At 36.4% G+C, this 24253-nt stretch carries 23 protein-coding genes; 5 read left to right on the forward strand and 18 right to left on the reverse strand.

Features of this window, described 5'->3' with window-relative positions:
* Positions 1-286: 286 nt before the first annotated feature.
* The 4 genes from J7E16_RS07865 to J7E16_RS07880 all read right to left on the reverse strand — a co-directional run bounded on the left by J7E16_RS07865 (position 287) and on the right by J7E16_RS07880 (position 5810).
* A complete protein-coding gene (locus tag J7E16_RS07865; RefSeq protein ID WP_214890677.1) occupies positions 287-1768 on the reverse strand; it encodes a carbon starvation CstA family protein in 1482 nt (493 codons plus the stop codon).
* A 565-nt stretch (positions 1769-2333) separates the two neighbouring features.
* Positions 2334-3065: a LytTR family transcriptional regulator DNA-binding domain-containing protein gene (locus J7E16_RS07870; protein ID WP_214890679.1), complete on the reverse strand. Its 732-nt coding sequence runs from the start codon at positions 3063-3065 to the stop codon at positions 2334-2336.
* A gap of 2 nt (positions 3066-3067) precedes the next feature.
* Complete coding sequence (locus J7E16_RS07875) at positions 3068-4816, reverse strand: sensor histidine kinase (protein WP_214890681.1); 1749 nt, start codon at positions 4814-4816, stop codon at positions 3068-3070.
* 343 nt (positions 4817-5159) lie between these two features.
* Positions 5160-5810 carry an NADPH-dependent FMN reductase gene (locus J7E16_RS07880; RefSeq protein WP_251006125.1) on the reverse strand — a complete coding sequence of 217 codons (651 nt, stop codon included), beginning with the start codon at positions 5808-5810 and terminating at the stop codon, positions 5160-5162.
* Positions 5811-6130: 320 nt separating this feature from the next.
* On the opposite strand from J7E16_RS07880, the gene J7E16_RS07890 reads away from it, so the two are divergent.
* The 3 genes from J7E16_RS07890 (at position 6131) to J7E16_RS07900 (ending at position 7486) form a co-directional block, all read left to right on the forward strand.
* Positions 6131-6394: a VOC family protein gene (locus J7E16_RS07890; RefSeq protein WP_353049874.1), complete on the forward strand. Its 264-nt coding sequence runs from the start codon at positions 6131-6133 to the stop codon at positions 6392-6394.
* 55 nt (positions 6395-6449) lie between these two features.
* A complete protein-coding gene (locus J7E16_RS07895) occupies positions 6450-7055 on the forward strand; it encodes an alpha/beta hydrolase (RefSeq protein ID WP_214890683.1) in 606 nt (201 codons plus the stop codon).
* A 140-nt stretch (positions 7056-7195) separates the two neighbouring features.
* Positions 7196-7486 (forward strand): hypothetical protein, encoded by a 291-nt coding sequence (locus J7E16_RS07900; protein WP_214890685.1) that lies wholly within the window; start codon positions 7196-7198, stop codon positions 7484-7486.
* A gap of 298 nt (positions 7487-7784) precedes the next feature.
* On the opposite strand, the gene J7E16_RS07905 is transcribed toward J7E16_RS07900, so the two are convergent.
* The 7 genes from J7E16_RS07905 to J7E16_RS07935 form a co-directional block, all read right to left on the reverse strand.
* A complete protein-coding gene (locus J7E16_RS07905; RefSeq protein WP_214890726.1) occupies positions 7785-8192 on the reverse strand; it encodes a cupin domain-containing protein in 408 nt (135 codons plus the stop codon).
* Between the two features lie 87 nt (positions 8193-8279).
* On the reverse strand, positions 8280-8654 hold the full coding sequence (locus tag J7E16_RS07910) for a hypothetical protein (protein ID WP_214890688.1): 375 nt from the start codon (positions 8652-8654) through the stop codon (positions 8280-8282).
* Positions 8655-8856: 202 nt separating this feature from the next.
* Positions 8857-10035 carry a NupC/NupG family nucleoside CNT transporter gene (locus J7E16_RS07915; protein WP_214890691.1) on the reverse strand — a complete coding sequence of 393 codons (1179 nt, stop codon included), beginning with the start codon at positions 10033-10035 and terminating at the stop codon, positions 8857-8859.
* Positions 10032-10694, reverse strand: coding sequence for a deoxynucleoside kinase (locus J7E16_RS07920; RefSeq protein ID WP_214890694.1), 663 nt, complete (start codon positions 10692-10694; stop codon positions 10032-10034). Before J7E16_RS07920 ends, J7E16_RS07915 begins: the two co-directional genes overlap by 4 nt.
* A 398-nt stretch (positions 10695-11092) precedes the next feature.
* On the reverse strand, positions 11093-12994 hold the full coding sequence (locus tag J7E16_RS07925; RefSeq protein WP_214890697.1) for a carbohydrate-binding domain-containing protein: 1902 nt from the start codon (positions 12992-12994) through the stop codon (positions 11093-11095).
* Positions 12994-13677, reverse strand: a complete 684-nt coding sequence (locus tag J7E16_RS07930) for a DUF4956 domain-containing protein (protein ID WP_214890700.1) — start codon at positions 13675-13677, stop codon at positions 12994-12996. Before J7E16_RS07930 ends, J7E16_RS07925 begins: the two co-directional genes overlap by 1 nt.
* On the reverse strand, positions 13674-14423 hold the full coding sequence (locus J7E16_RS07935; protein WP_214890702.1) for a polyphosphate polymerase domain-containing protein: 750 nt from the start codon (positions 14421-14423) through the stop codon (positions 13674-13676). The genes J7E16_RS07930 and J7E16_RS07935 overlap by 4 nt, the downstream gene beginning before the upstream one ends.
* 139 nt (positions 14424-14562) lie before the next feature.
* Between J7E16_RS07935 and J7E16_RS07940 the strand changes: the two genes are divergently transcribed.
* On the forward strand, positions 14563-15435 hold the full coding sequence (locus tag J7E16_RS07940; protein ID WP_214890705.1) for a nuclease-related domain-containing protein: 873 nt from the start codon (positions 14563-14565) through the stop codon (positions 15433-15435).
* On the opposite strand, the gene J7E16_RS07945 is transcribed toward J7E16_RS07940, so the two are convergent.
* From J7E16_RS07945 to J7E16_RS07955, 3 genes are all read right to left on the reverse strand, one after another.
* Positions 15419-15670, reverse strand: a complete 252-nt coding sequence (locus tag J7E16_RS07945; RefSeq protein ID WP_214890708.1) for a hypothetical protein — start codon at positions 15668-15670, stop codon at positions 15419-15421. The two genes, J7E16_RS07940 and J7E16_RS07945, sit on opposite strands and share 17 nt — an antisense overlap.
* 121 nt (positions 15671-15791) lie before the next feature.
* Positions 15792-17045, reverse strand: coding sequence for a sensor histidine kinase (locus tag J7E16_RS07950; RefSeq protein ID WP_214890711.1), 1254 nt, complete (start codon positions 17043-17045; stop codon positions 15792-15794).
* On the reverse strand, positions 17042-17716 hold the full coding sequence (locus J7E16_RS07955; RefSeq protein WP_214890714.1) for a response regulator transcription factor: 675 nt from the start codon (positions 17714-17716) through the stop codon (positions 17042-17044). Before J7E16_RS07955 ends, J7E16_RS07950 begins: the two co-directional genes overlap by 4 nt.
* Before the next feature lie 185 nt (positions 17717-17901).
* Here J7E16_RS07955 and J7E16_RS07960 point away from each other — a divergent pair, with 185 nt between their 5' ends.
* Positions 17902-18504 carry a hypothetical protein gene (locus J7E16_RS07960; RefSeq protein ID WP_214890717.1) on the forward strand — a complete coding sequence of 201 codons (603 nt, stop codon included), beginning with the start codon at positions 17902-17904 and terminating at the stop codon, positions 18502-18504.
* A gap of 190 nt (positions 18505-18694) precedes the next feature.
* Here J7E16_RS07960 and J7E16_RS07965 read toward each other — a convergent pair whose 3' ends face one another.
* From J7E16_RS07965 to ccpN, 4 genes are all read right to left on the reverse strand, one after another.
* A complete protein-coding gene (locus tag J7E16_RS07965; RefSeq protein WP_214890719.1) occupies positions 18695-19525 on the reverse strand; it encodes a squalene/phytoene synthase family protein in 831 nt (276 codons plus the stop codon).
* 200 nt (positions 19526-19725) lie between these two features.
* On the reverse strand, positions 19726-22395 hold the full coding sequence (gene ppdK, locus J7E16_RS07970) for a pyruvate, phosphate dikinase (protein WP_214890722.1): 2670 nt from the start codon (positions 22393-22395) through the stop codon (positions 19726-19728).
* A gap of 62 nt (positions 22396-22457) precedes the next feature.
* Positions 22458-23288: a pyruvate, water dikinase regulatory protein gene (locus tag J7E16_RS07975; protein ID WP_214890723.1), complete on the reverse strand. Its 831-nt coding sequence runs from the start codon at positions 23286-23288 to the stop codon at positions 22458-22460.
* Positions 23289-23297: 9 nt separating this feature from the next.
* Positions 23298-23933, reverse strand: a complete 636-nt coding sequence (gene ccpN / locus J7E16_RS07980; protein WP_214890724.1) for a transcriptional regulator CcpN — start codon at positions 23931-23933, stop codon at positions 23298-23300.
* Between the last annotated feature and the right edge of the window lie 320 nt (positions 23934-24253).

Consider the following 24253-nt stretch of genomic DNA (forward strand, 5'->3'; position numbering starts at 1 on the left):
AAATCTAGCAGTAGCGGTTTATTCGGTATGACTATACAAAGTGCTTCTACCGTATTTATAGCAAATATGAAGAGAATACTTAGAATAATAGGTGGATAATAAACCTCAAAGAGGACTAAAATGGATTAAACTAAGAAAGCGGAAAAATGGGCACTCCCATTTTTCCGCTTTCTTGTTTACTATTAAGTTAGTCTCCGCTAGATAAAACTACTTTTTCAGCAGCCTCTTTTGTAATGGTGTGTCTTTTTAAAAGAGAATTGGTATACTCTCCAAATTCTATTTATTTTTATCGATTCTCTGATACAAATGTACCAATTGGTAGTTGATCGTTCAGTAACTTGTCTGATGGATCTAGTTCTCTTTTTTGCTTCTTGCCTGTCTCCCAATAAAGAACCATTAGGCCAATAGTTACGATGGTACTTAAGATATATGCTAAGGTGGTCAAACCCATTCCAAAACCAATTGGTTCACTAAAGATATATACGACGCAAGCATACAACATAAATATTCCTGGAAGTAATGTCACCAAGTAATTTTTATTTTTCAAATACAAGTAACGAGTAGAGACTAGTAAAGAAATCACTGCTGTAACTTGATTTGCCCAGTTGAAATATCTCCATAAGATATTAAAGTCAACTTGCGTCAACACTAAAGAAATTGCATATATAGGAATCGTAACCATCAATACTTTTTTCAATGTGCTTTGGTTAATGTGCAGATAATCCGCGGTTATCGTCCGTAAACTTCTAAAAGCAGAAAGTCCTGAAGAAATTGGTAAAACAATTACTCCAATGATTGCAATTGTCCCAAATACACTACCTAACAACATGTAAGAAACCTGGTTGACGACAAGTGAAGGAGTCCCATTATTGATCATTTGATTAAGTGTTTGTCCGTTGAATAATGACATAGAAGCTGCTGCCCAAATCATTGCGATCACACCTTCAGCAATCATCATCCCGTAAAAAGTAAAGCGTCCTTCTTTTTCATTTTTAGATGTTCTAGCAACCATTGGCGCTTGTGTAGCATGAAAACCAGATATAGCCCCACAAGAGATCGTAAAGAATAACGCTGGAAAAATTTGCGTTCCTGATGGATTAAAATTTTTCATCGTTCCTGGAGTTAAGTTTGGTATGGTATGTCCTCCAAAAATTAAGCTTAACCCAATAGCTAGAGTACTGATGATCAAAATGGCCCCAAAATAAGGATAAACAACTCCCATGGCTTTATCGATTGGTAAAATGGTTGAAATTAAGTAATAAACAAAAATCAATCCAATGATTACTTCTAACGTTAACCAACTAGGAGTGATACTTTCAATCAAGTTAGCTGGTGACGCAACAAAAACGGTACCAACTAACATCAAAAGAAGCATAGCGAAAATATTCACAACATGTTTTACTGGTTTTCCTAAGTATTTACTGGCTAATTCTGGTAAATGAGCGCCATCATTTCGTAAAGAAATCATGCCTATCATATAATCATGTACTGCACCGCCAAGAATACAACCTACAACGATCCAGATGTAAGCGACCGGTCCGTAAAGCGCTCCCATTATTGGCCCAAAAATAGGACCTGTTCCTGCAATATTTAGTAATTGAATAATAGCATTTTTTGGTTTTGACATAGGTACGAAATCATAGCCATCCCTTAACGCTTCTGCAGGAGTTGTCCGATCCGGATCGATCCCAAAATTCTTTTCAATATACTTCCCATAAATAAAATAGCCTAAAATTAATGACGCAATACCACCTAATAGTGTAAACATTCTTTCCTACCCCCTTATACTTCGTTCATCGATTTTGATGAACCTTTAATAGCTTCACTTTACTACTAAAATAAGGTTTCGGATGAAATTTAAGCTGAAATAGCAATACGGCCGACTGAAACGCTCATCTGCAGTTCTCAAATTCATTCTATTGATAGGTATGATAATCCCGCTAGTGCTTTTTTTGCAGTTGTTTGTCCTCTTCTCACTCTTTTAGGACAATTGAACTCTTTTTTTGCAGTTGTTTGTCCACTTCTCACCATTTTGGGACAAGTGAACTCCTTTTTTGCAGTTGTTTGTCCTCTTCTCACTCTTTTGGGACAAGTGAACTCCTTTTTTGCAGTTGTTTGTCCACTTCTCACTCTTTTGGGACAAGTGAACTCCTTTTTTGCAGTTGTTTGTCCTCTTCTCACTCTTTTGGGACAAGTGAACTCCTTTTTTGCAGTTGTTTGTCCACTTCTTACCCTTTTGGGACAAATGAACTCCTTTTTTGGAGTTGTTTGTCCACTTCTCACTCTTTTGGGACAAATAAGCTCTTAATTGTTCTCCTTATCCATAATGTACATTATACTAAGCCTACTTCTTCTTTGAATTGCTTCATATAGTGTCTGCTCACAGGAATTTTCACCTGATTACTCATAGTGACCAGAAATGTATGGTTAAACCACGGCTGTATTTCTAGGATTTCGTTTGTATTCAGCAGATAGGAGCGGTGCACACGTAAAAAAGCATGTCCTTTCACCTTTTCTTCATAGGCACTCAAAGGTTCATTTGTACTGTATTCTTTCTCGACAGTATAAACAGTTGTGGTACCTTTTTCCACCGCAATAGCAATAATATTTTCGATTTTAACAATGTAGATGCGTTCGTCCATTTGAATAGGAAGCGTCAATAAGCATTCCTGCTTATCTTCCATCTGCAAGGGCACTTTTTCTTTTTGATAGCTAGTATAAGCCTTTTGAACAGCTTCTTGAATTCGAGGCAGTTCAAATGGTTTTAAAACGTAATCCGTTGCATTTAATTCAAACGCCTTAATAGCATATTCATCATACGCTGTAGCAAAAATAACCATTGGCGGGTTCTTTAATTGGTTAATTTTATTCGCTAATGTTAATCCACTCTCACTGGTCAAATGGATATCTAAGAAAATCAAATCAATTTCATATTGCAACATTTTCCCTAGAGCTTCTTCAATTGACTCTGCTTCTACTATTGTTGAGATTCCTTCACAGCGTTCCAGTAAATACGCTAGCTCATTTCTGGCTAGGGGCTCATCATCCACTATCAATGTCTGCATTATTATCCCTCCGTTCCTTGGTAAGGTATCTTGCAAATAATAATCGTACCTTTTTCGGAAGATTCAAAGTTCAATTTAGCTCTATCTCCAAATAAACTGATCAACCGTTTATTCAAATTTTCCAAAGCTGATCCGGTCCCTTGTTCGGACGAAACACTTTCTTTGCCTAATTTACCAAGTCTACCCTTTTCTATCCCATACCCATTATCTTGCACACTTACCAAAATATCACGATCTATTTTGTTGACCGTTACTTGGACTAAATTATTCATTTTCCGATTTCTAAAGGCATGTTTAAAGGCATTTTCTACCAAAATCTGAATCATAAACGGCGGCAAAAGAATATCATTTAACCCATTTTCTATGTTCATCTCGATCTGGTAGCGATCTGGAAAGCGCGCTTGTTCCAATTTTGTATAAGCTTCTACTTGCAGCAGTTCTTTTTCTAAAGGAATCACATTCGTTCTGGCACCCTGTAAATTAGACCGGAAAAAGGTACTCAGCTGTAGCAACATCTCACGAGCCTTCTCACTATCTATCCGGACCAATGCAGAAATGGTATTGATGGTATTAAAGAAAAAATGCGGGTTTACTTGGGCTTGCAGCGATTTGATCTCTGCATCTTGTAAGAGCTGGCTTTGCAATTCCATCTCACCAAGTTCAATTTGACTGGAAAAGATAGTGGCTAACCCTTCCGCCAGTTGCCTTTCAACAAAGGTCAGTTTTGAGGCATCAGTGAAATATATCTTTAACGTTCCAACCGTTTTACCCTGTGATTTCAATGGAATAACAATCGCTGCTTCTAATGGGCAATCAGGATGATCGCACCCAATTTCTTGATGAGAATGCACCTCTTTGATTTCTCCTGTTCGAAGCACTTCTTTAGATAAATTAGTCACTATTTTTTTTGAAGGAACATGATGATCACTGGCTGCGCCAACATGTGCTAAAATACTGTCTTTGTTTGTAATACTAACAGCTGAAACCTTAATCAGTTTTTGAATGATTTTTGCTGCTTGCGTACAAGATTCCTCATTCATGCCTGAGCGAAAATAAGGCATAGTCTCATTAGCCAGTTGGAAAACATCATGCGTTTGAACTGCTCTTGTTTGTTCTTCTTGTCGCAGCGTTGAGTCGATGATCGATAAGAAAATCCCTGTTCCAATACTGTTGGTCAAAATCATTGGTAATCCAATGAACTTGACCAAATCTACTGCTTCTTGAAAATAGCTACTTAATAATAGAATACATATCATTTGAACAACTTCCATTGCTGCGCCAATGATGAGACCCTCTCTAACTTTTGGGAAGGCATTCTTACGGATGGATTTCAACCCATAGACCCCAGAAAACAAACCAACCAATATAGATGAAATCACGTACACGTACGCATCTATTCCACCTTGAAAATAACGGATAATGCCTGAAATGAGGCCCACACCCACACCTATGATCGGCCCCCCAATCAATCCTGAAACACCGATCGTCAACACACGTGTATTCGCCAGTGAAGAATGACTGGATAAGTCAGTGAACGGCTGATCCATCTTGATTTGATTTTGGCCAATCTCTACTCCTGTAAAATTAGAAATCAGGGCAAATAACCCAAATACCACAATCAGTTGGACCATCGTACTAGCTTTTCTTCGATTTCCTAAAAGATTTTTGAAGTAAGGAATATTCATTAAGATATACGCTAAAATAATAATCAATCCGCCGCGTTCAAGCATTAAAATGAATAAGTAGAACATTATTTCACTTCCTATGATTTAATACCTTTAGTTTACCGCATAAAAACTAATTATGTATACAAAGAAATAAAACTCCTTATCGAACAATATATATTCTTATTTGACTGATTTTTCTATAAAACTTACTGATTATCATTCATTTCTGTTAAACCAAAAATAAAAGAGCGCCAACAACAATCAGCTCAGTAGCTATTTCAATAACTAAAAATCTTTATGCTTCTTTTAGGATAAGGTGTGTACTGTATCAACTATTTGATTAAGCAATAAATAATATCTTAAAAAACATACAAAAAAACCAACTCCGCACCAAAATTCGAGGTGGAATTGGTTTTTATTTTCGACCTTATCTAATTGTATTAAGGGCTTTCGTCCATAACAATAAGTCATCAAACATGCCTTGTGCATTTACTTTATTGTAGTCATTTGGTTTGAAAATACTCATATTTTCAAAATCAGTTATTAGAGAGAAGTTTGTTGTAGTGCGTACCGAAGCAACACTCAATTCTCCTAAGATCACACGCATATTTTCGTGAGCACGTGCACCCCCTAGACTGCCATATCCAACAAAAGAGGCTGTTTTATTTGCAACTTCTGCTTTTAAGAAGTCTAAAGCATTTTTCAATGCTCCACCTACTGCGTGATTATATTCTGGGGTAATAAATACATATCCATCAAATGAAGCCATTTTTTCAGACCATGCTTGAATTGCTGCACTTGCTGTTGCTTGACGATTCTCAGGAAGCTTAGCTCCTAGCAATGGTAAGTCGTAATCTGCCAAAGCGACCATTTCATATTCGACACCTTCATCATTTCTGTTCACTGCAAATTCATGGATCCATTCTGTTACCGCTGCTGAATTTCTTCCTTCACGTACGCTTCCTGAGATAATACCGATTTTCATAATTTTATTCCCCTTTTCTGCTATTTTTTTAGTTTGTTCATTCTTCCCGAATAAAGCTTCGCTCATTCGAGTGAATACCGATTTGTTAGCCAATATGTTTCCTCCATTACAAATTATTTAATTGAAGGTCACCCACCAACCGACGCTTACATTTCGTAAGTACATCTACAAGTATGCCATAGATCTGAAAATGTTTCAAGTCTATTTATTCTTAATTAAAGATATTTATTAAAAATACGCAAAAGAGCAGTTTTTCTCTAAATCAGCTTTTTCTTCCATGAAAGTCTACAGTCTACCGAAAAAAAGATGAGTTTTTTTGATTTGACAAAAGAGATCAATCATATTACAATTATCTCGAATTAGTAATATATTAATTCGTAATTAAACTTTCTTGCTTATAAAGAGCAATCCACATGAAAAAAACAGCAGGTATCCACCATATAACAGCTAGCGTGGGACACCCTCAAGAAAACATTGATTTTTATGCCGGAATTTTATTTGAATTAGCTACCGATGAACCTGGTTTTATAGATGATGAAGAGTCTATTGATATTTTAGGCGAAACACTTGCTTTACCACCAGCATTTAGAAATGACCGTGAACGGATCGAGTCATTTGTACACCCAATCGATACTGTGCGCAGTACTAAAGTATTTGAAAAAGACTATTTAGATTGAATCACCTAACAGATGGAGAAAAAGAATAATGGATTTTTAATAAGGAGGATCTAGTATGAAACATTTATTTATTAAAGGAACAGACCAATCAAAACCTACTTTGCTTTTACTACATGGAACAGGAGGCACTGAACGTGATTTGCTTCCACTCGCTGCAGAAATAGATTCGGATGCAAATGTTTTAAGTGTTCGAGGTAATGTACTGGAAAACGGTATGTCACGCTTTTTCCGTCGACTAGATGAAGGGATTTTTGATGAAGAAGATTTGATTTTCCGCACGAAAGAGTTGAATGCCTTTCTTGATGAAGCTGCTGCTAAATACGATTTCGACCGTAAGAACATTTTGGCTTTAGGGTATTCAAATGGTGCAAATATTGCAGCTAGTTTACTATTTCATTATGCTGATGCTTTATCTGGTGCTATTTTACACCATCCAATGGTCCCTATAAGAGACCTTTTTTTGCCCGATTTAACAAACACGCCTATCTTTATTAGCGCTGGAACAAACGATCCAATCTGCCCAGCAAAAGAATCAGAAGAATTATATGCTTTGTTAGAAAATGCCCATGCTAAAGTTGATATCTATTGGGAAAGCAACCAACATCAATTAACTTTTAGTGAAGTTGCTGCTGCCGCTAAATGGTATCAAGCAACTTACTAATATGAAATCTCTGTTTCACAAAATTCAGTCTATAAAAGAAGACCTATCCAAGAAAGTTTAAAATTATTCCAAGCGGTCCTTTGCCATCTCTTTTTCAGACATATGGTATAATCGAAAGAAACGAAAGGAACTTGATTATTATGAAAATATCTTTGACTAATCCTCACACTCGCCAAATAAAACACGCAAAAATCGGCTTTTCATGGACAACTTTATTTTTTGCTTTTATACCAGCTCTTTTTAGAGGTGATATGAAGTGGTTTTTTATTCAACTCCTTTGTTTTGCCCTTTCTTTGGACCTCTCTAGTTTGATTTTTGCTTTTATCTACAACAAATTGTATATCAATAGCTTGCTTGAAAAAGGATATGTACCAGCGGATAAGCATTCCGCTAAAATCTTAAGCCACAAAGGATATATAGTACCTAATTAAGTCGGCTTTTTGAAGTTCAGATTGACTATCTTTTTAAATACATTTTGAAAAAAACAGATTAGGGCAATGTTGATCATTGTCCCTGATCTGTTTTTCTCATGTCATTTAAACCACTACAAAAAAACTAACCCCTTTTAACTCAAGTTAGTACATCCATTTCTTCATTCTATCTATTTAAAAAACCACCGCAAAAAAAAGTCAGCTAAACACTAAACTAACGGTTCAGCTAACTTTCAAGTCCACTTCAACAATCATTGCTTAAGGGTTGAATTATTTTCTGCTGTCCTTGTTCATCCGGCTATCTGGGAGCCTCTTCACGAGAGTGATGTACTGCTCCTTCTTCATGTTCTGGTCCTGAATATATCGTATATAATTTCAATGGCTTACCGCCTGTGTTAATGATATTGTGCCACGTATTTACTGGTACGAGTATAGCATCGTCCTTAGTGATGGCTCTTTCGAAATCTAGATTATCTTTAGTAGACCCCATTTTACATACACCCTGACCCTCTTCAACGCGTATAAATTGGTCACTTCTTTCATGAATTTCCAACCCAGCTTCATCATTTGGTTCTATAGACATGACCGTCAATTGCAGTTTTTTACCTGTCCAAATTGTCGTACGGAAGTTTTTATTCTGAGCAGTTGCATCTTCAATATTAAACATATAAGGCTTTTTACCATAATCTTTATGATCCATTACTATTTCCTCCTTTTGATCTGGTTTCTTAAAGCTATATTACTTAATTATATTAGCATTCCAAATTAATTATAACGCTTTCAATTTTAAAAGTCATCTCTTAGCCACTTTAAGAATAACCGCTGAAATAAAAAAACCACTAATAAGAGATCCTGCGAATAATGCTAGTGACGGAAATGCTTGATTCAGATTTTCTCCATAGAAATAATCTTCGAATAACTTGAAAACACCGAAACCAATGATCGCAGATACTAGAAATCCAATAATATAAAATAACAACATATGTGTAAAAGAGTTATTATCGCTAACTCTTTCATCATCATTATTCATACTCCCTCCAGTGTGCATAGGCTCAGCACTATCTAATGAATTTTTATCAGCATCTTGGCCTACATTTACTCTAGCATACAAAGAATTTGAGATATTGCTCTGCTGGTTGTATTTATTTAGTTTATCGCGATCACTCATTTTCTTAACCCTTCCTCTCACTCTGTCTAATCACTAAGTATTCAATCTATTATGAAGCAATTGTAACTTTATCTTATAAATATTGAAAGCGTTACCTGTAATTCTGCTCACAGCAACCGAAGCTGGACTGTTAGCCAATCAATTCTGGCGCTATCAAAGCAAAAAAAAATGCCGCTAATAATTTACATTAGCAGCTTCTTCTTTATAAAAACAATCCAACAAACATGGCAGACAAGATAGGAACAATAAACCCACCTAACATTCCTCTTAGTGCAAGTTTAGATAGATCATTTTTTCTAGTTGGCGCAAATACGGATAAACCTGTTACACAAATAGCGATACTGGCAAATGCTCCAAAACTTCCTACTGCAATAGATAACATAGCGACAGCTCTTTCAGATAGTTCAGCCATCATAGGTGCTAGATCTGCATAAGCTACAAATTCATTAATAGACATTTTTGTACCTAAAATTTGTCCAGCAATCATTGCTTCAGAGCCGTTTAACCCCATCAGCCAACCAATCGGTAGAAAGATATAACCTAGCGCCTCTGTAAAACTCGTACCTACTAGGCCTAAAATACTATTTAGTAATGCCACGATCGAGATGACGGCAATCAAACTAGCTCCGATACCTAAAACCATTTGCAATCCATTATTGATTCCCTCAGACATGGCAGAAAAAACAGATGTATTAGCACCTTTACGGTTTAATGTCACATCTGATACTTTACTGATCTCCGTTTCAGGTGTCAAAATTTTGGCAACTAATAGTGAACCAAAGGGAACCAAAGCTGTTGTGATCAGCAGCCATTTCATAGGAATACCCAGCAGGCTATACCCGACTAAAATAGAGGCTGACACTGAGCCCATCCCTGAAACTAAAACCGTCATCAATTCTGATTTCGTCATATTTGGTAAGTATTTCGCAACTAAGAAAGGTGCTTCTGTTTGGCCTAAGAACATATTAGCTACAGCTACAAACGACTCAGCTTTCTCGGTACCTAACAATTTACCCACCGCTCCTCCTATTATTTTTACTATCCAGCCAACTACACCTAAATAGCCTAGGATACCTGTTAAAGCAGATAAGAAAATAATGACACCCAGCACATCAATAAAGAAATACCCTTGGCCAAATAGATCACCAAAAACAAAGGTTAGTCCTTCATTAGCGAAACTAAACAACTTAGTTACCGCTTTTGCCAGCTGTTCGATGATCCAACTACCCACAGGAACCTTAATTAAAAAGAGTGATAAAACTAATTGTGCTCCTAAAGCAGTAAATACGGTTCTTTTATTAATAGCTTTTTTATTATCCGATAAGAGATAGACGATCCCCAACATAACGATAATTCCTAAAATCGTGATCAATTTATTCATTTATTACTTGTCTCCATCTCTGTTAATTTATCGTTAACCATTGTTACAACCGTATAGGCATCTTCTGGGTTATTCACTACATCGATCTCATCTATATTGATGATCAACACATCTGATGCATCATAATGTTTAGTAACCCATTCATCATACCCTTCCCAAAGTTCTCTATAATAATCTAGTAAACCTTGATCTTGTTCAAAATCTCTGCCACGCAAACCAATACGATAAATAATCGTTTCAAATGATCCCTTTAAATACACCATTAAGTCTGGTGATTTTTTAGGCAATTCTTGCAATTCTTCCATCATATTGTTAAGCAACTTTTGGTATATGCTGAATTCTGTTTCTGAAATTCGCCCTAGATTCATGTTTACTTTAGCAAAATACCAGTCCTCATAAATTGAACGATCTAAAACATTATTTTTGTTATGTAACGCCTCTTTAATGCTTTTAAAACGACTATTCAAAAACTCCAATTGTAATAAAAAAGGGTACCGTTTTACTCTTTGTTCTTCTTCGCTTGCTGTGTAAAATAAAGGTAAGATTTCGTTATCGTCTACATTTTCATAAAAAACCTCACTACCCAAAGAACCTCCCAAAAGTTCTGCTACACTTGTTTTTCCTGCTCCAATCATTCCACCAATTACTAAAATCGCCATCTACCCCTCTCCTTATTTCAAGGAAAAAGAGTAGCCCTAGTGAGCTACCCTTTCTCTATTTAATTACTGCTTTATCTTTATGGATGTTCTACATAATCAGCTATTATTTTTTAGCCTACCATTACACATTCATTAATTAGCACCTTTGTTATGATACTATGATTATATAATTATTTCAACCTTATTTTACACAACATATGCTATTTGTTTCCGAAAAAGCACAACATGTTGTATGTTAATTATTATTCCACTGTGAAAGCGATTGATTTTAAATGCTTCATTTTATACTATGTCCAAAAACTAGAGCTGTATCCGAAAAAAAAGAAGAGCAAGCAAAAATGGACAAGTCGGAGAAAAGGTTCTCTTGACTTGTCCATTTTTAGTTATAAATAAACGATTTAATTAAGCTCTGGCATACTGCCTATATCTTCTTCACTCGGTCTTTGCATATCTCCATTACCATGTTGTTTTCCGCCTCCCATTTGTCCAGTTGTAGTACCTATGGTTGTTGCAATCGAGTCAACTGTCACTTCAAAAGTTTCATCATCGATTGCTAATGTGTATGTTCCATCTTCTTCTAAATCAGCTGAACTGAGCTGTACAGAACTAAAGCTTTTATCAGCTGTCCATGATAAAAGAACCGTTCCATCTGCATCGCTTAGTTCAATTTCGCTTCCCGCTTCGTAAGTCGTTTCAAATCCATATAATACACTCACTTGACTAGAACTGTCTCCAAAAGTTACGGCCATACCTGAACTTCCAGCAGCCATTAATGTTCCTCCAGTAATAATAGTGTCACCATTTGAGTCAATTGCTCCATTGCCGCTATTTTCTGGTCCACTAACTATAATAGTACCGCCAGAAATTTCAAGTGTTCCATTTGAATCTAACCCATCCCCACTACTATTTACCGTCAGTGTACCTCCTGAAATGACCATTAAATTTTCACTACTGCTAGTGGTTTCACCGGGTACAGCTTCGCTAGTAGTCGAAGTACCGCTTGCTGCGTTTAACCCATCATCACTCGCTACAACCGTAATTTCTCCGTCACTGATCGTGATCGTCTTGCCTTCAATTCCTTCATAACTTTCTGTGATTGCGATAGTTGACCCGCTTAATTGCAAATCATTCCCTGCATGTAAGCCATCATCGCCAGAAGCTAATGAAAGTGTTCCACCTGTCAGTGTCAAGTTACCATCAGTATGAACCGTATCGTCAGCTGCATCAATCGTGATTGTTCCATTATTGATTATCAACTCACCTGTGGCTTTCAGACCTTTCATACTCGTCGAACTAGTATCCTCAGTATTCAGGTTTTCTTCTGTTTCTGTTTCTGCTTTTTGATTAAAGAAATCCTTACCCATACCTTCAGATGTTTTCGCTACTGCATTAGCGCTTCCGCCGCCTGCCGTAATATCAAACGTTCCTCCGTCTACTTGAAGCAGCGTTTCAGCTTGAATACCATCTTGCTCTGCATCGATCGTGAAATCTCCACCTGCGATATAAACGAATCCTTTGCCTTCTTCTTCATCGTTGTCAGATTGAATACCATCAGTACCTGTAGTCATGCTAAATGTTCCATCTTTTATTTTTACTGCATCCTTTCCTGAAAGACCTTGACCAACTGCAGTAATTTGATACGTTCCGCTTACGATGGTTAAATCATCTTTTGATACGATACCATGATTCGTATTTCCATTTATTGTTAAGTTTCCAGAACCATTCAATGTTAAATCAGCTTTACTAAAGATCGTTCCATCAATAGTTGTTGCATCATCGCCTGTACCAATCATTGCTGTACTTCCGGCTTTATCTGTTAGGGTATTTTCTGAATCCTCTGCAAGTGTCACGAAAACTTTTTCTGCTTCTTCAATAAGGAGAGGTGCACTGGTCGAAGAAGTAACGTCTACTCCATCTAAAATCAAATAAACCTCTTCAGTATCAGGAACTGTTACTTTGATTTGACCATCCGAAAGTGTTCCACTGATTAAATACGTTCCACCAGCTGTAATCGTTAGGGTATTGCCATCAATACTCGCTCCTTCTCCACTAGTTGTACTTTGATCGTCAGCTAGCTTGATTGTCGTTAAATCAGCTTCTTCATACCCTACTTCAAGATCATCTGAGCTAAATTCCAAGTCATAATCTATTGTACTAGTAGTGGTACTAGCATCAGATGTCGTACTAGATTCCGCACTTTGTGCCGTTTCAGAAGAAGTGGTTTGGCATCCTGCCAACATTCCTATAACGGCTAGGGAAACAAGGATACTCATTTTAGATTGCTTTTGCTTTTTTTTCATTATAATTCTTCCTTTCCAGATAGCGAACGGCCGCAAATAATTTCTAAATTTCCATTTCTGCAACGCAACGCATCGATCAATTGTTTTTCTTGATTTTGATCTTTCAATTCAATGGTGTATTCTAAACGAAAAAGACTGCCCATATTGGTTGTTTTTACTCTCATCATTTGGTAGCTAGACAAGTATTGATCAAATATATCATCAAAAATCGTACTGTAATCAAGATTTTCAGGAATCGTTATTTTTAGTAGACGAATCTGCTCCCCTACTTCACCAAAGCGAGAGAGATTTAAACCTACCATTACACCACAAATAATTATGGCGAATACGACTGCAAATCCGATATAGCCCATTCCACTTGCTAAACCAATTGCCATTGCTAGAAAAATACTACTGATTTCTTTAGCTGAACCTGGGACCGAACGGAATCGAACAAGGCTGAATGCTCCCATAACGGCAACTCCAGCTCCAACGTTTCCATTGACGAGCATGATGACCATTTGCACCATGGCTGGCAATAGAAACAACGTACCAACAAAACCCTTGGAATAATTATTGCGATACATATAGGTCCATGCTACAAACCACCCTAATATCAAACTTGCTAAGGTACAAAAAACAAAACTTGTGATTGAAAATGCAGACGCACTTTCCATATATACACTATTGAATAATTCACTCATGCACTATAAACCTCTCTTTCCCTTACTTTCATTGATGATTCTTCTTGTCTTTTCAAATGATTTTGATATCCATTAGCGTATTTTGAAAATTTTGCCGGGAAAATTTTATTTCCTGATAAAATACGCGCAAGCCATACTGGCATGGCACCGCAAATTTTGATTTCCATCAATAACTGATTTTCTGGTAAAATCGGTTGCCCATATGATCCTGATGACAAAAACAAATCTTCCGTACGATATAAAATTTCTTGATCAAAGGTGATCCGGATACTGTCATCCACTTTGTCAAAATAAGCCAATCTTTTATAAGACAAATACATAGCTGGTTTTAAGTCAGGATAAAAAGATAGGACTGACTCAAATTCATGTATTTTTTGGTTATCGCTGACAATAGCTAGTCCCTCTTGATGCGCTAAAAATGTTTCTGCTTGATTTAATCGCATTTTTGCTCTTCTTTTATAAACGATTCCATCAAATTTTTTCTTGATTTCAATATATACTGGATCTTTTTCAGTTGGTACACCATAACTACGTACTCGAACTTTTTCTTTGTATAGTGGCTTACTCATTGAGTGGCGTATCAAGTGCCAATCTTGGGTATCATAGTAAATATTTGTGATCAAATGTTTTCCGTATTTATCCAACTCCATATGCGGCCTAAGCTCCTTCATCAATTGACCCCATTGATCATACGTAATTAAATATTTTGTTTCTTTGCGTTCAAAAACACTTTGATAATTTGTCATATCCATTACCTCCTTGCTCGATGGATATAATATAAAACTTGAACCTTAATTGAACCTTAAGTGTAAAATTTAGTAGTAGCTTTGTTCTTGAAATGCGTATTTAGTTAGTGAGACTAATTTGACTAGGAGGTTTGACTTTATGTTGCACACACGAGAAAAATCCGATTTATTAGTGATAATGGAGACTTTAGCAATAAGAGGGACCCTATCCAATAAACAACAGCAATACCTGCAACACTTACAGAAAGGCTTTGCGGGTGAGCAGTCATTCGACCAAATGACTACTCAATTAAATGACAACTTTTTTATTTTAAATGATTTATTTTTACAGCCTCATTTATCAAATGCATTTCAAATTGATTCAATGATTCTAACTGGAAAGACGCTTTATTTGTATGAAATAAAAAATTACAGTGGAGAGTATTATTACGGAGAAGAAATGCTAGTGAAGATACCAGATTTCAAAGTGAGCAATCCTTTGATTCAAGTACAAAATACTAAAAACAAACTCACCATCTTTTTGAAGGAGCTCCGGTATGATATCGAAATCAAAGCCTATGCTGCCTATGTTCACCCAGAGTTCACTTTATTTAATGCACCAAAACACGAAGGTATGCTATTGCCCTCACAGCTGAAAAATCATTTTATTAAGATCGAAAAAGAAAGTAAACCATTGACCGCAATCCAAAAAAAATTTGCTGCTGATTTAATTGATTATCAGACTGATCCTATGCCATTTGCCAACGATATTCCAAATTATTCCTTTGCTAGTTTACGCAAAGGGATCGGCTGTGAAGAATGTAGTTCATTAGATTTAGAATTGTATCGAACCTACTATCACTGCCGATCATGCGATTATGAGAACCCTATCAACTCTGCACTTTTATCATGCATCAAAGAATATCAACGACTTTTTCCGAATGATAAGCTGACTGCTGCAATACTCTATATTTGGTGTGCTGAAATGGTATCGAAAAAAAGGATCCAAAGAATGCTTAAATTACTTGTTTAACAACTAAAGGACAAACAACGGGCTTTTCTACCGTTGCTTGTCCTCTTTTCATGCTTTTGGGACAAGCAGCTCGATTTTCCACTCTTGCTTGTCCTCTTTTCACGCTTTTGGGACAAGCAGCTCGATTTCCCATCCTCGCTTGTCCTCTTTTCACGCTTTTGGGACAAGCAGCTCGATTTCCCATCCTCGCTTGTCCTCTTTTCACGCTTTTGGGACAAGCAGCATGCTTTTTCACCCTTGCTTATCCTCTCTCAACATTTTTCGGCAGTTAGTTGCCTCGTTTGTACACAAAAAAGGACAAGTCCATTGCTTTATACAAGCGACTTGTCCTAATAGGAAAACTATTAAAAAGTTTTTTATTTTGTTGGCAATTCAACTTCAAATACGATTGTTTCATTGTCTAATGGTTTTGCTTTGATATGTCCATGATAGCTTTCTACTATAGCAGCGGCTAATGATAAGCCGATACCATAGCCCCCAGAACTATGTTTTCTTGCTTGATCTTCCCGATAAAAGCGGTCAAACAAGCGATCAAAATTTCCAGGTATTTCATTAACTGAATTGGAAATGCTCAGTCTAACTTTATGTCCTTGAGGACTGCCTGAGCGAACTTGGATACTTCCCGGTTCTCGCACATATTTATTAGCATTATCCATTAACAATGAGCATAACTTGTTGATTGAACCACTTTCTGCTTGAATAATTACATTTGGCTGGATATCTAAGGAAACAGCGACCTCTTTTTGTTTACCAATCAAAACATATGGCTCACAAATCTCGTATAAAATTTGCGAAAAATTGATTGATTCAATGTTAGGCCGATAAGCTTCTTCATCCATTTGTGTAAGCTGGAGCATACTTTCCATTAAACTATCTAAACGGCGAATCTGTTTTCCAGTACTTTTGGTCCATTCATTATCGCCACTAAGCATCTGTTGAACATCGTTGTTAGCTGAAATAATAGCCAAAGGCGTTTTTATTTCGTGACCCATATCGGTAATAAACTGCTTTTGCCGATCAATACTTTCTTGAACCGGCTTAACAATTTTTTTAGAGAAATAAAAAACCAGTATAAAAATAAAAACTAAACTAATCAATCCGATAACAATTGAATTTTGTAAAAAGGTTCTCATGGTTTGTAATTCTCGTTGATCATCGACAAATAATGCTAAGAATGTACCATCCTCTTGCTTTACAACTTTGTAGCGCAAATCATCTATATAGCCTTTTGTTTCGCCAGAAGATAAGATATCTCTAGCATAAATTTGTCCAGTTTCAGAATCTATTGACCGTATTCGTGTTGTATCTATTTGAGTAATTTCTCGATCTGCATTAGCAATTACTGTGAAATAGCGCGTCTCAAAAGGAGTCTCTGCCGATACCGCTTGATTTGGAGGAAAGCTATCTGGTTCGTTTTCTGATCCTTGTCCTAAAAATTCTTCATCTGGAAAACTTCCATCGTTCTCAGCTAAAACGGTTAATATTTCATCCGCCCGCTCAACAGCATGAAAGTAATTTGTAATATTTAAGGTTACTAAAACCACAAACATGACGAGAAAAACGATGGCCATTGTAACTAGTATAAATTTCCTTCTCAGTTTCTCAATCATCGAATGACCTCCAATGAATAACCCACACCTCGTGTAGCAACGATCCTAACGTGAACTTCTAGTGTTGCTAATTTTTTTCGCAAATTACTTAAATGGACCCAGATGCTATTCATTTCAATGTTTGCATCCCATCCCCAAATGCGTTCGATCAGTTGTTCCGCTGAAAATAATTGTTTCGGGTTCTCCATCAATAATTGTAATATTTGAAATTCTTTATTCGATAATTTCATTTCTTGCTTACCATTGCTGATATGAATAGAATCACTGTTTAATTCCAAATCTTCAAATGTTACTATTTTGGCTTGCAATACTGTCTTTCGACGTGTCATAGCCCGTATACGTGCCAGTAATTCACCCATAGCAAATGGCTTGGTTAAATAATCATCTGCTCCTAGATCCAGTCCACCGATTCGATCATCAATAGCTGACTTTGCTGTCAAAAGTAAAATAGGTATTTGTTTGCTTTCCTTTCGCAATTTTTCTAAAACTTCTAATCCAGAAAGTTTTGGCATCATAATATCAAGGATCAATCCATCATAATCTACTAACGATGCGTACTCATAAGCCTCTTTACCATCATGGACAATGTCCACCAAATAGCCTTCGTTTTCTAAAATTACTTGAATAGCACGTGCCAACTCCTGTTCATCCTCTGCAATCAATAGCCTCATGTCTTGAACCTCCTCAAAAACGTCTTTTGATTAGCATATGCTACTCGAATAAGATATACAAGAAAATTTATGACTATCTTATTCGAGAAAGTTCAACTATTCATCTCCCTAGTGAATTCGTGAAAGTTGTCCGTTTTTGCGATATAATTAAGATAGAATTAAACCAATGGTTAAGGAGGATTTTTATGAATACGACAAACCTTGATAAACAGAACAGCCATCTTGATTTAAACGATCCAGATGTACAAATGGTTTTTTTCCTATATGAAAATCACGCTGAAGTTCCTTATATCTCTCCCAAGCGTAACTTGAAAAAGTGGCTGGATCTGGTAAATATTGGTTCAGAAAACCTCGTTTCTAAACAAAAAATGGTTCGATTTGAGGAAGATATTCTTCCAGGTCACCTCATTTTGTTATGGCGTATCAATTTTGGTACATTCACAACAATCAGTGGATATCCAAAATATTTTGAATACGACTACGGTATCAATGCAGAACAAGCCTTAGATGAAATTCAGCAAAAAGGATATGCAAAAGAACTCTCAGCAATCGATTCATTACCTTATCTGAATGCCGCACAATTAAAAGCCATCTTAAAACAATTTGGAATAACCGGATACTCTAAATTAAAAAAATCCGAACTCATGGAACTCGCTAAAGAACAATTAACAGAAGAGCAACTTGCTCCAAATTTCACCATCCGAGGTTATCAGATTACACCAACTGGCGAAGAATTACTGGAAAAATATCCTGAAGCAGTTGATCGTCATCCTAAAAAGAAATATTGATTGAACCTTTTTGTTAAAAAATAGTTATTTTGCAAATGATTATTAGCGTTTCACTAAAACTAAGCAGAAGTTACGCTACAACAAGCACGATAATCTGGTCGTCGATTCTGCTTTTTGAAGCACTTTCTAGTCTAGTCATTCAGAATAAAGGAAAGGACTGGGAACATTTCTCCCAGTCCTTTCCTTTATATCATTTCGCATCTACTTCTAATTTCACTTCTTCAACAGTTTGTTCTACTTCCGCTCGGGACATTTTTTTCTGACCCTTTTTCATCGCTGCTAAACTTTTGTGTGCAAAAGCTAGCGGCAACCGGCAAAATAGAATGGTACTTCTTTCATCAAGTGTTTCGATATAAGCATTCGCTTCGGCTAAATTTTCATCCGCATATGCAAAAAGTTGCTCTCTTGTCCATCCATCTGGAGTAAAGCTGACACCGCGTTCTTCACTATCTTCCTTTTGGTTACGCAAAATATTAACAGCTTGAAGTCCTCGACCAAACCCTATCGCAAGTTCTTCATTTAATTCTTGACCATAAGACCAGTTCCATAGTTTAGAAAGATACACTCCTACACATCCTGCAACATAATAAGTGTAGTCGTCTAAATCTTCTTTTGTGTGTATTTGCCAATTTTTATTTGCCCATTTTGCCATTCCAAATGCCATTTCACTAGCTGTTTCCATCATCAATGAGCAAGAACCCTCTGGACAAGCTTGGATCCACTCATATAAACGGATTGATACTTCAGGCAATTGCTCTTTTACAGGAGCGATAATTTCCAAATACTCCTCTTGTGTGAACGGCCGTTTAAAAAGTTCACTAAGCTGCATTAAAAGATCAAATTTGGTCTCATTTGAGATGTTTTCATGGTCTTCAATTTCATCTATTGCTCGCAAAACCAAATAAGCAGACGAAACTGAGTACTTTAAGTCAGCCTTCAAAAAAGTAATGGGTATATAAAATGTTCGACTAGTCTCTTTTAAAACGCGCATTGCATCTTTAGGATATTTCTCTTTTTTCATCACGCGCCTCCTTTTAAAATGTGTTACCCCTATTGTACAGACTATCCGAAAAGAATTCATAATTCTAAGGAATGAATTAAAATAGCCTTTAGCAAGATAAAGATTCAACCATATTTCTGAATACTACCCTAATAAAAATAGTAGTTCAACCTAATTTCGGTTAAACTACTATTTTTAGTTTGTTTGATCATTATTTTCGACTAACTGAAATTAGTGACTAACTTATCAGAAATTGGTTCTTTTACTACGTGGTATTTTATAGCTGCTTGAGCAGCGGCTAAACGTGCAATCGGTACACGATATGGTGAGCAAGAAATATAGCTAAATCCCAACTTTTGGAAAAATTCAATTGATGCCGGATCTCCACCATGTTCGCCGCAAATTCCGACCTTTAAATTCGGTTTGATTCGGCGACCTTTTTCAATAGCTATTTTTACTAACTGACCGATACCTTCTTGATCAATAGTATCAAAAGGCCCATTTTCAAGAATACCTTTATCCATATATTCAGAAATGAATTTTCCTGAGTCATCTCTTGAAAAGCCAAATCCCATTTGAGTTAAGTCATTTGTTCCAAAACTGAAAAAGTCTGCTTCCTCAGCAATTTTGTCAGCAGTCAAAGCGGCTCTAGGGACTTCAATCATTGTTCCAACATGATAACTTAATGTTTCTCCCTTTTCAGTAAAGACTTTTTTGATTTCATCTTCAATTTCGGCTTTGATATAAGTCAATTCCTTTACATCACTGATCAAAGGAATCATGATCTCTGGCTGGATCTCACAATTTCTATCAGCCTTAAATTCTAAAGCTGCTTCCATGATCGCTCTAACTTGCATCCTGCTGATTTCAGGATACGTTACCCCTAACCGGACACCGCGATGTCCCAACATAGGGTTCACTTCATGAAGATCTTCGATACGCTCTTTCAACGCTGCTAAACTAAAGGACATCGTCGCAGCTAATCGGCTTATATCCTCTTCTTTTACAGGCATGAATTCATGTAAAGGCGGGTCCAGTAAGCGGATCGTTACAGGCAGTTCACCCATGACTTGATAGATTTGATAGAAGTCGTTTTTTTGTATAGGCAATATTTCATTTAACGCTCTCATTCGCTCCTCAACCGAGTCAGCTATGATCATTCTTCTTACTGAAGAAATGCGATCTTCTTTGAAAAACATATGCTCAGTTCTAACTAGCCCAATTCCTTCTGCACCAAATTCTAAGGCTTGCTTCGCATCTTCTGGTGTATCTGCGTTGGTCCGAACTGCCATTGCTTTTACTTCATCGACCCATTCCATTAATTGATCATATTTGCCGCCTAAAGTTGCTTTACTCTTTTCAATTTCACCTAGGTAAACCATTCCACTTGCCCCGTCCAGTGAAATCAAATCTCCTTCATACAATATACCGCCATTGTATTTCACTGTTTTTTCTACTTCATTAACCTTTAGCTCTGAGCATCCTGCAACACAACATTTCCCCATTCCGCGAGCAACCACTGCAGCATGTGACGTCATTCCCCCTCTAGCGGTCAAGATACCTTCTGCTTTTACCATTCCAGATATATCTTCAGGCGACGTTTCTTGTCTCACTAAAATCGATTTTATTCCTTTTTCAAAGGCTATTTCTACTGATTCCGGAGTGAAGCAAATGATACCTGAAGCCGCACCAGGCGAAGCAGCAAGTCCTTTTGCCAATATAGTTGCTTGATCAACCGCTTTTTCATCAAAATTAGGGTGCAGCAATTGTTCTAATTGTTGCGGTTTGATTCTTAATAGCGCTTCTTCTTTGGTGATTTTTCCTTCATTGTACAAATCAACCGCAATATTGATAGCAGCCTGTGCCGTTCTTTTTCCACTTCGCGTCTGCAATAAAAATAGTTTGTCCTTTTCAATGGTGAACTCGATATCTTGCATATCTTTATAATGATCTTCAAGAGTATTTGCTGCTGTTTCCAGCAAATTATAAATTTCAGGCATCAGATCATTTAATACTGCAATATCATTTGGTGTACGTATACCAGCAACGACATCTTCTCCTTGAGCATTCAATAAAAATTCGCCGAAGAGTTTGTTGTTCCCATTCACAGGATTTCTAGTAAACGTTACGCCTGTCCCAGAAGTTTCTCCCTTATTTCCAAAGACCATTGCTTGAATATTAACAGCAGTACCTATTAAGGTAGATATCTCATGCATATTCCTATAAAATATCGCTCTTGGATTGTTCCATGATGTAAATACTGCTTTGATAGCCAGTTCTAATTGCACCATAGGATCTTGTGGAAAGTCTTCTTTTACCTCTTCTAAATAAACTTTTTTATACGCTTCTACTACTGACTTTAAGTCATCTCCGCTAAGTTCTTTATCTAACTCAACGCCTTTTTCGGCTTTTTTATTTTCCAATATCGACTCAAAGCGTGTTTTGGGAATTTCCATGACCACATCCGAAAACATCTGGATGAAACGACGGTAACTATCATATGCAAAACGCTTATCAGCTGTATTCTTGGCCAACCCAATAACTGAATGGTCATTTAAACCCAGATTTAAAATAGTATCCATCATACCTGGCATCGATTGAGCTGCCCCAGATCGAACCGATACAAGCAGCGGATTTTCTAAATCTGAGAATTTTTTTCCTGTAGCTTGTTCAAGTGCTTTTAAATGGATGTTTATTTCTTCTTCTAAACTAGACCAAATCTTTTTATTTTCATCAAAAAAGCGGTTACAAGATTCGGTAGTTAAAGTGAATCCCGGCGGAACAGGAAGCAGAAGATTTGTCATTTCAGCTAAGTTAGCTCCTTTACCACCAAGTAATTCCTTCATTTCTTTTTTACCTTCATTAAAATCATAAACGTATTTTTCAGTCATTAGTTCAGCCTCTTTCTTTATTAGGATACATGCATTTTAACTATTTAATATCTTTTCTATTTTCAATCAACATTAAATACCTTTTTATCAATTTTTTTCATATATTCAATAATTAAATTTGCTGTTTCTTCGATGGCATTATTCGAAACATCTATGACTAAACACCCAATTTTTTTCATGATTCTATCCGCATGGTCCAATTCTTCTAAGATACGATTCGTATCTGCATAACTGGCATTTTGCGGCAGCCCTAAGGTTTTCAACCGTTCTCTCCTGATACTGTTTAATTTTTCTGGTGAATTGGTTAAACCAATGATTTTAGTCGATGAAATTTGGTAAATCTCTTTCGGCGGATCTGATTCTGGGAAAAGCGGGATATTTAAAACACGAATATTTTTGTTTGCTAGATAAATAGACAAGGGGGTCTTTGATGTTCTGGATACCCCGAGAAGAACTAAGTCTGCTTTTAATATTCCTCTTGGATCTTTCCCATCGTCATATCGGACGGAAAATTCGATTGCTTCAATTCTGCTGAAGTACTTTTTATCCATCTTACGGATAATTCCTGGTTCTCCCATTGGCTCTAAGGACGTGATTTTTTGGATGGCTGACATGCCATCGCCTAATATATCAACGAGAAGAAGCTTATTATTCTCAGAAAATGCTGTTAAATATTGTTTCAGCTCTTTTTGGACTAATGTATAAAAAACAACAGCTTTTTCATCTTCACTAATATTGACAAGTATGGCTTCTAACATTTGTTTAGTTAATACATGCGTAAATTTTTTGATTTCCCCTACTTCGATTGAATATTGGGATAAGATAGAATGGATCACTTGTTCACCCGTTTCCCCTATCGAGTCAGAAATAAGATAAATTGTTAAAGGTTTCATATGTTCCTCCTAAATTTCATTTTCGATAACATTTAAGAATAGACGGCTGATCAATGTTTTTGAAAATTTACCAGTTACTTTTAATCCTTCTGGCCCTTTTCCATCACTGTTGTCTATTACTGGCAAACTATCGACTTCATGAGCTAAAAGTTTCTTTGTCGCGTATTCAACTGAGTCATCACTAAGTACATAGACAACATTAGGTACTCTGGTCATTGCCATACTGACGGGCATTTCTTCAATATTCATTTTTCCCATGACAGCTTTTAGTAAATCTTTCCTAGAAACCAATCCGATAAGGCTATGATTTTCTGTAACATAAACCGATCCTACATCTTCTAAAAACATTTTGATTATCGTATCTTGAATAGATGTGTTAGAGCTTACAATTACGGGAACACTCATAACGTCTTCTACTTTTTTTTCTTTAATAGCTTTTATGATAAAAGGGTCTACTCTATGTGCATTATAGAAGTAACCTACTTTAGGTTTTGCGATCAACAATTCACTCAATGTTAACAATGATAAATCAGGCCTTAATGTTGCACGGGAGAAACCTAATGTCGAAGCTATCTTTTCGCCTGTAATGGGTTCGTTATTTTTTACAATTTCGATGATCTTTGTTTGTCTTTCATTTAATTCCATTGCTTGACCCCTTCCAAATAAGATACAACTTATTCATATAGTATGTCACATTAAAAACAAAGTCAACAAATAAGCAAACACTTTTAAATAAAAAACTAATATTATGTTTTTCAAAAAATCTATTTGTACTTTCTACTTATAAAAATATACATAAAAAGACACACTGCATGAATAGGAGGCTGCTGAAAAAGTAGTTTTATCTAGCGGAGACTAACTTAATAGTAAACAAGAAAGCGGAAAAATGGGAGTGCCCATTTTTCCGCTTTCTTAGTTTAATCCATTTTAGTCCTCTTTGAGGTTTATTATTCTTTTTTTTTTTT

This window comes from Carnobacterium sp. ISL-102 (assembly GCF_018612935.1).
GTDB lineage: Bacteria > Bacillota > Bacilli > Lactobacillales > Carnobacteriaceae > Carnobacterium_B > Carnobacterium_B alterfunditum.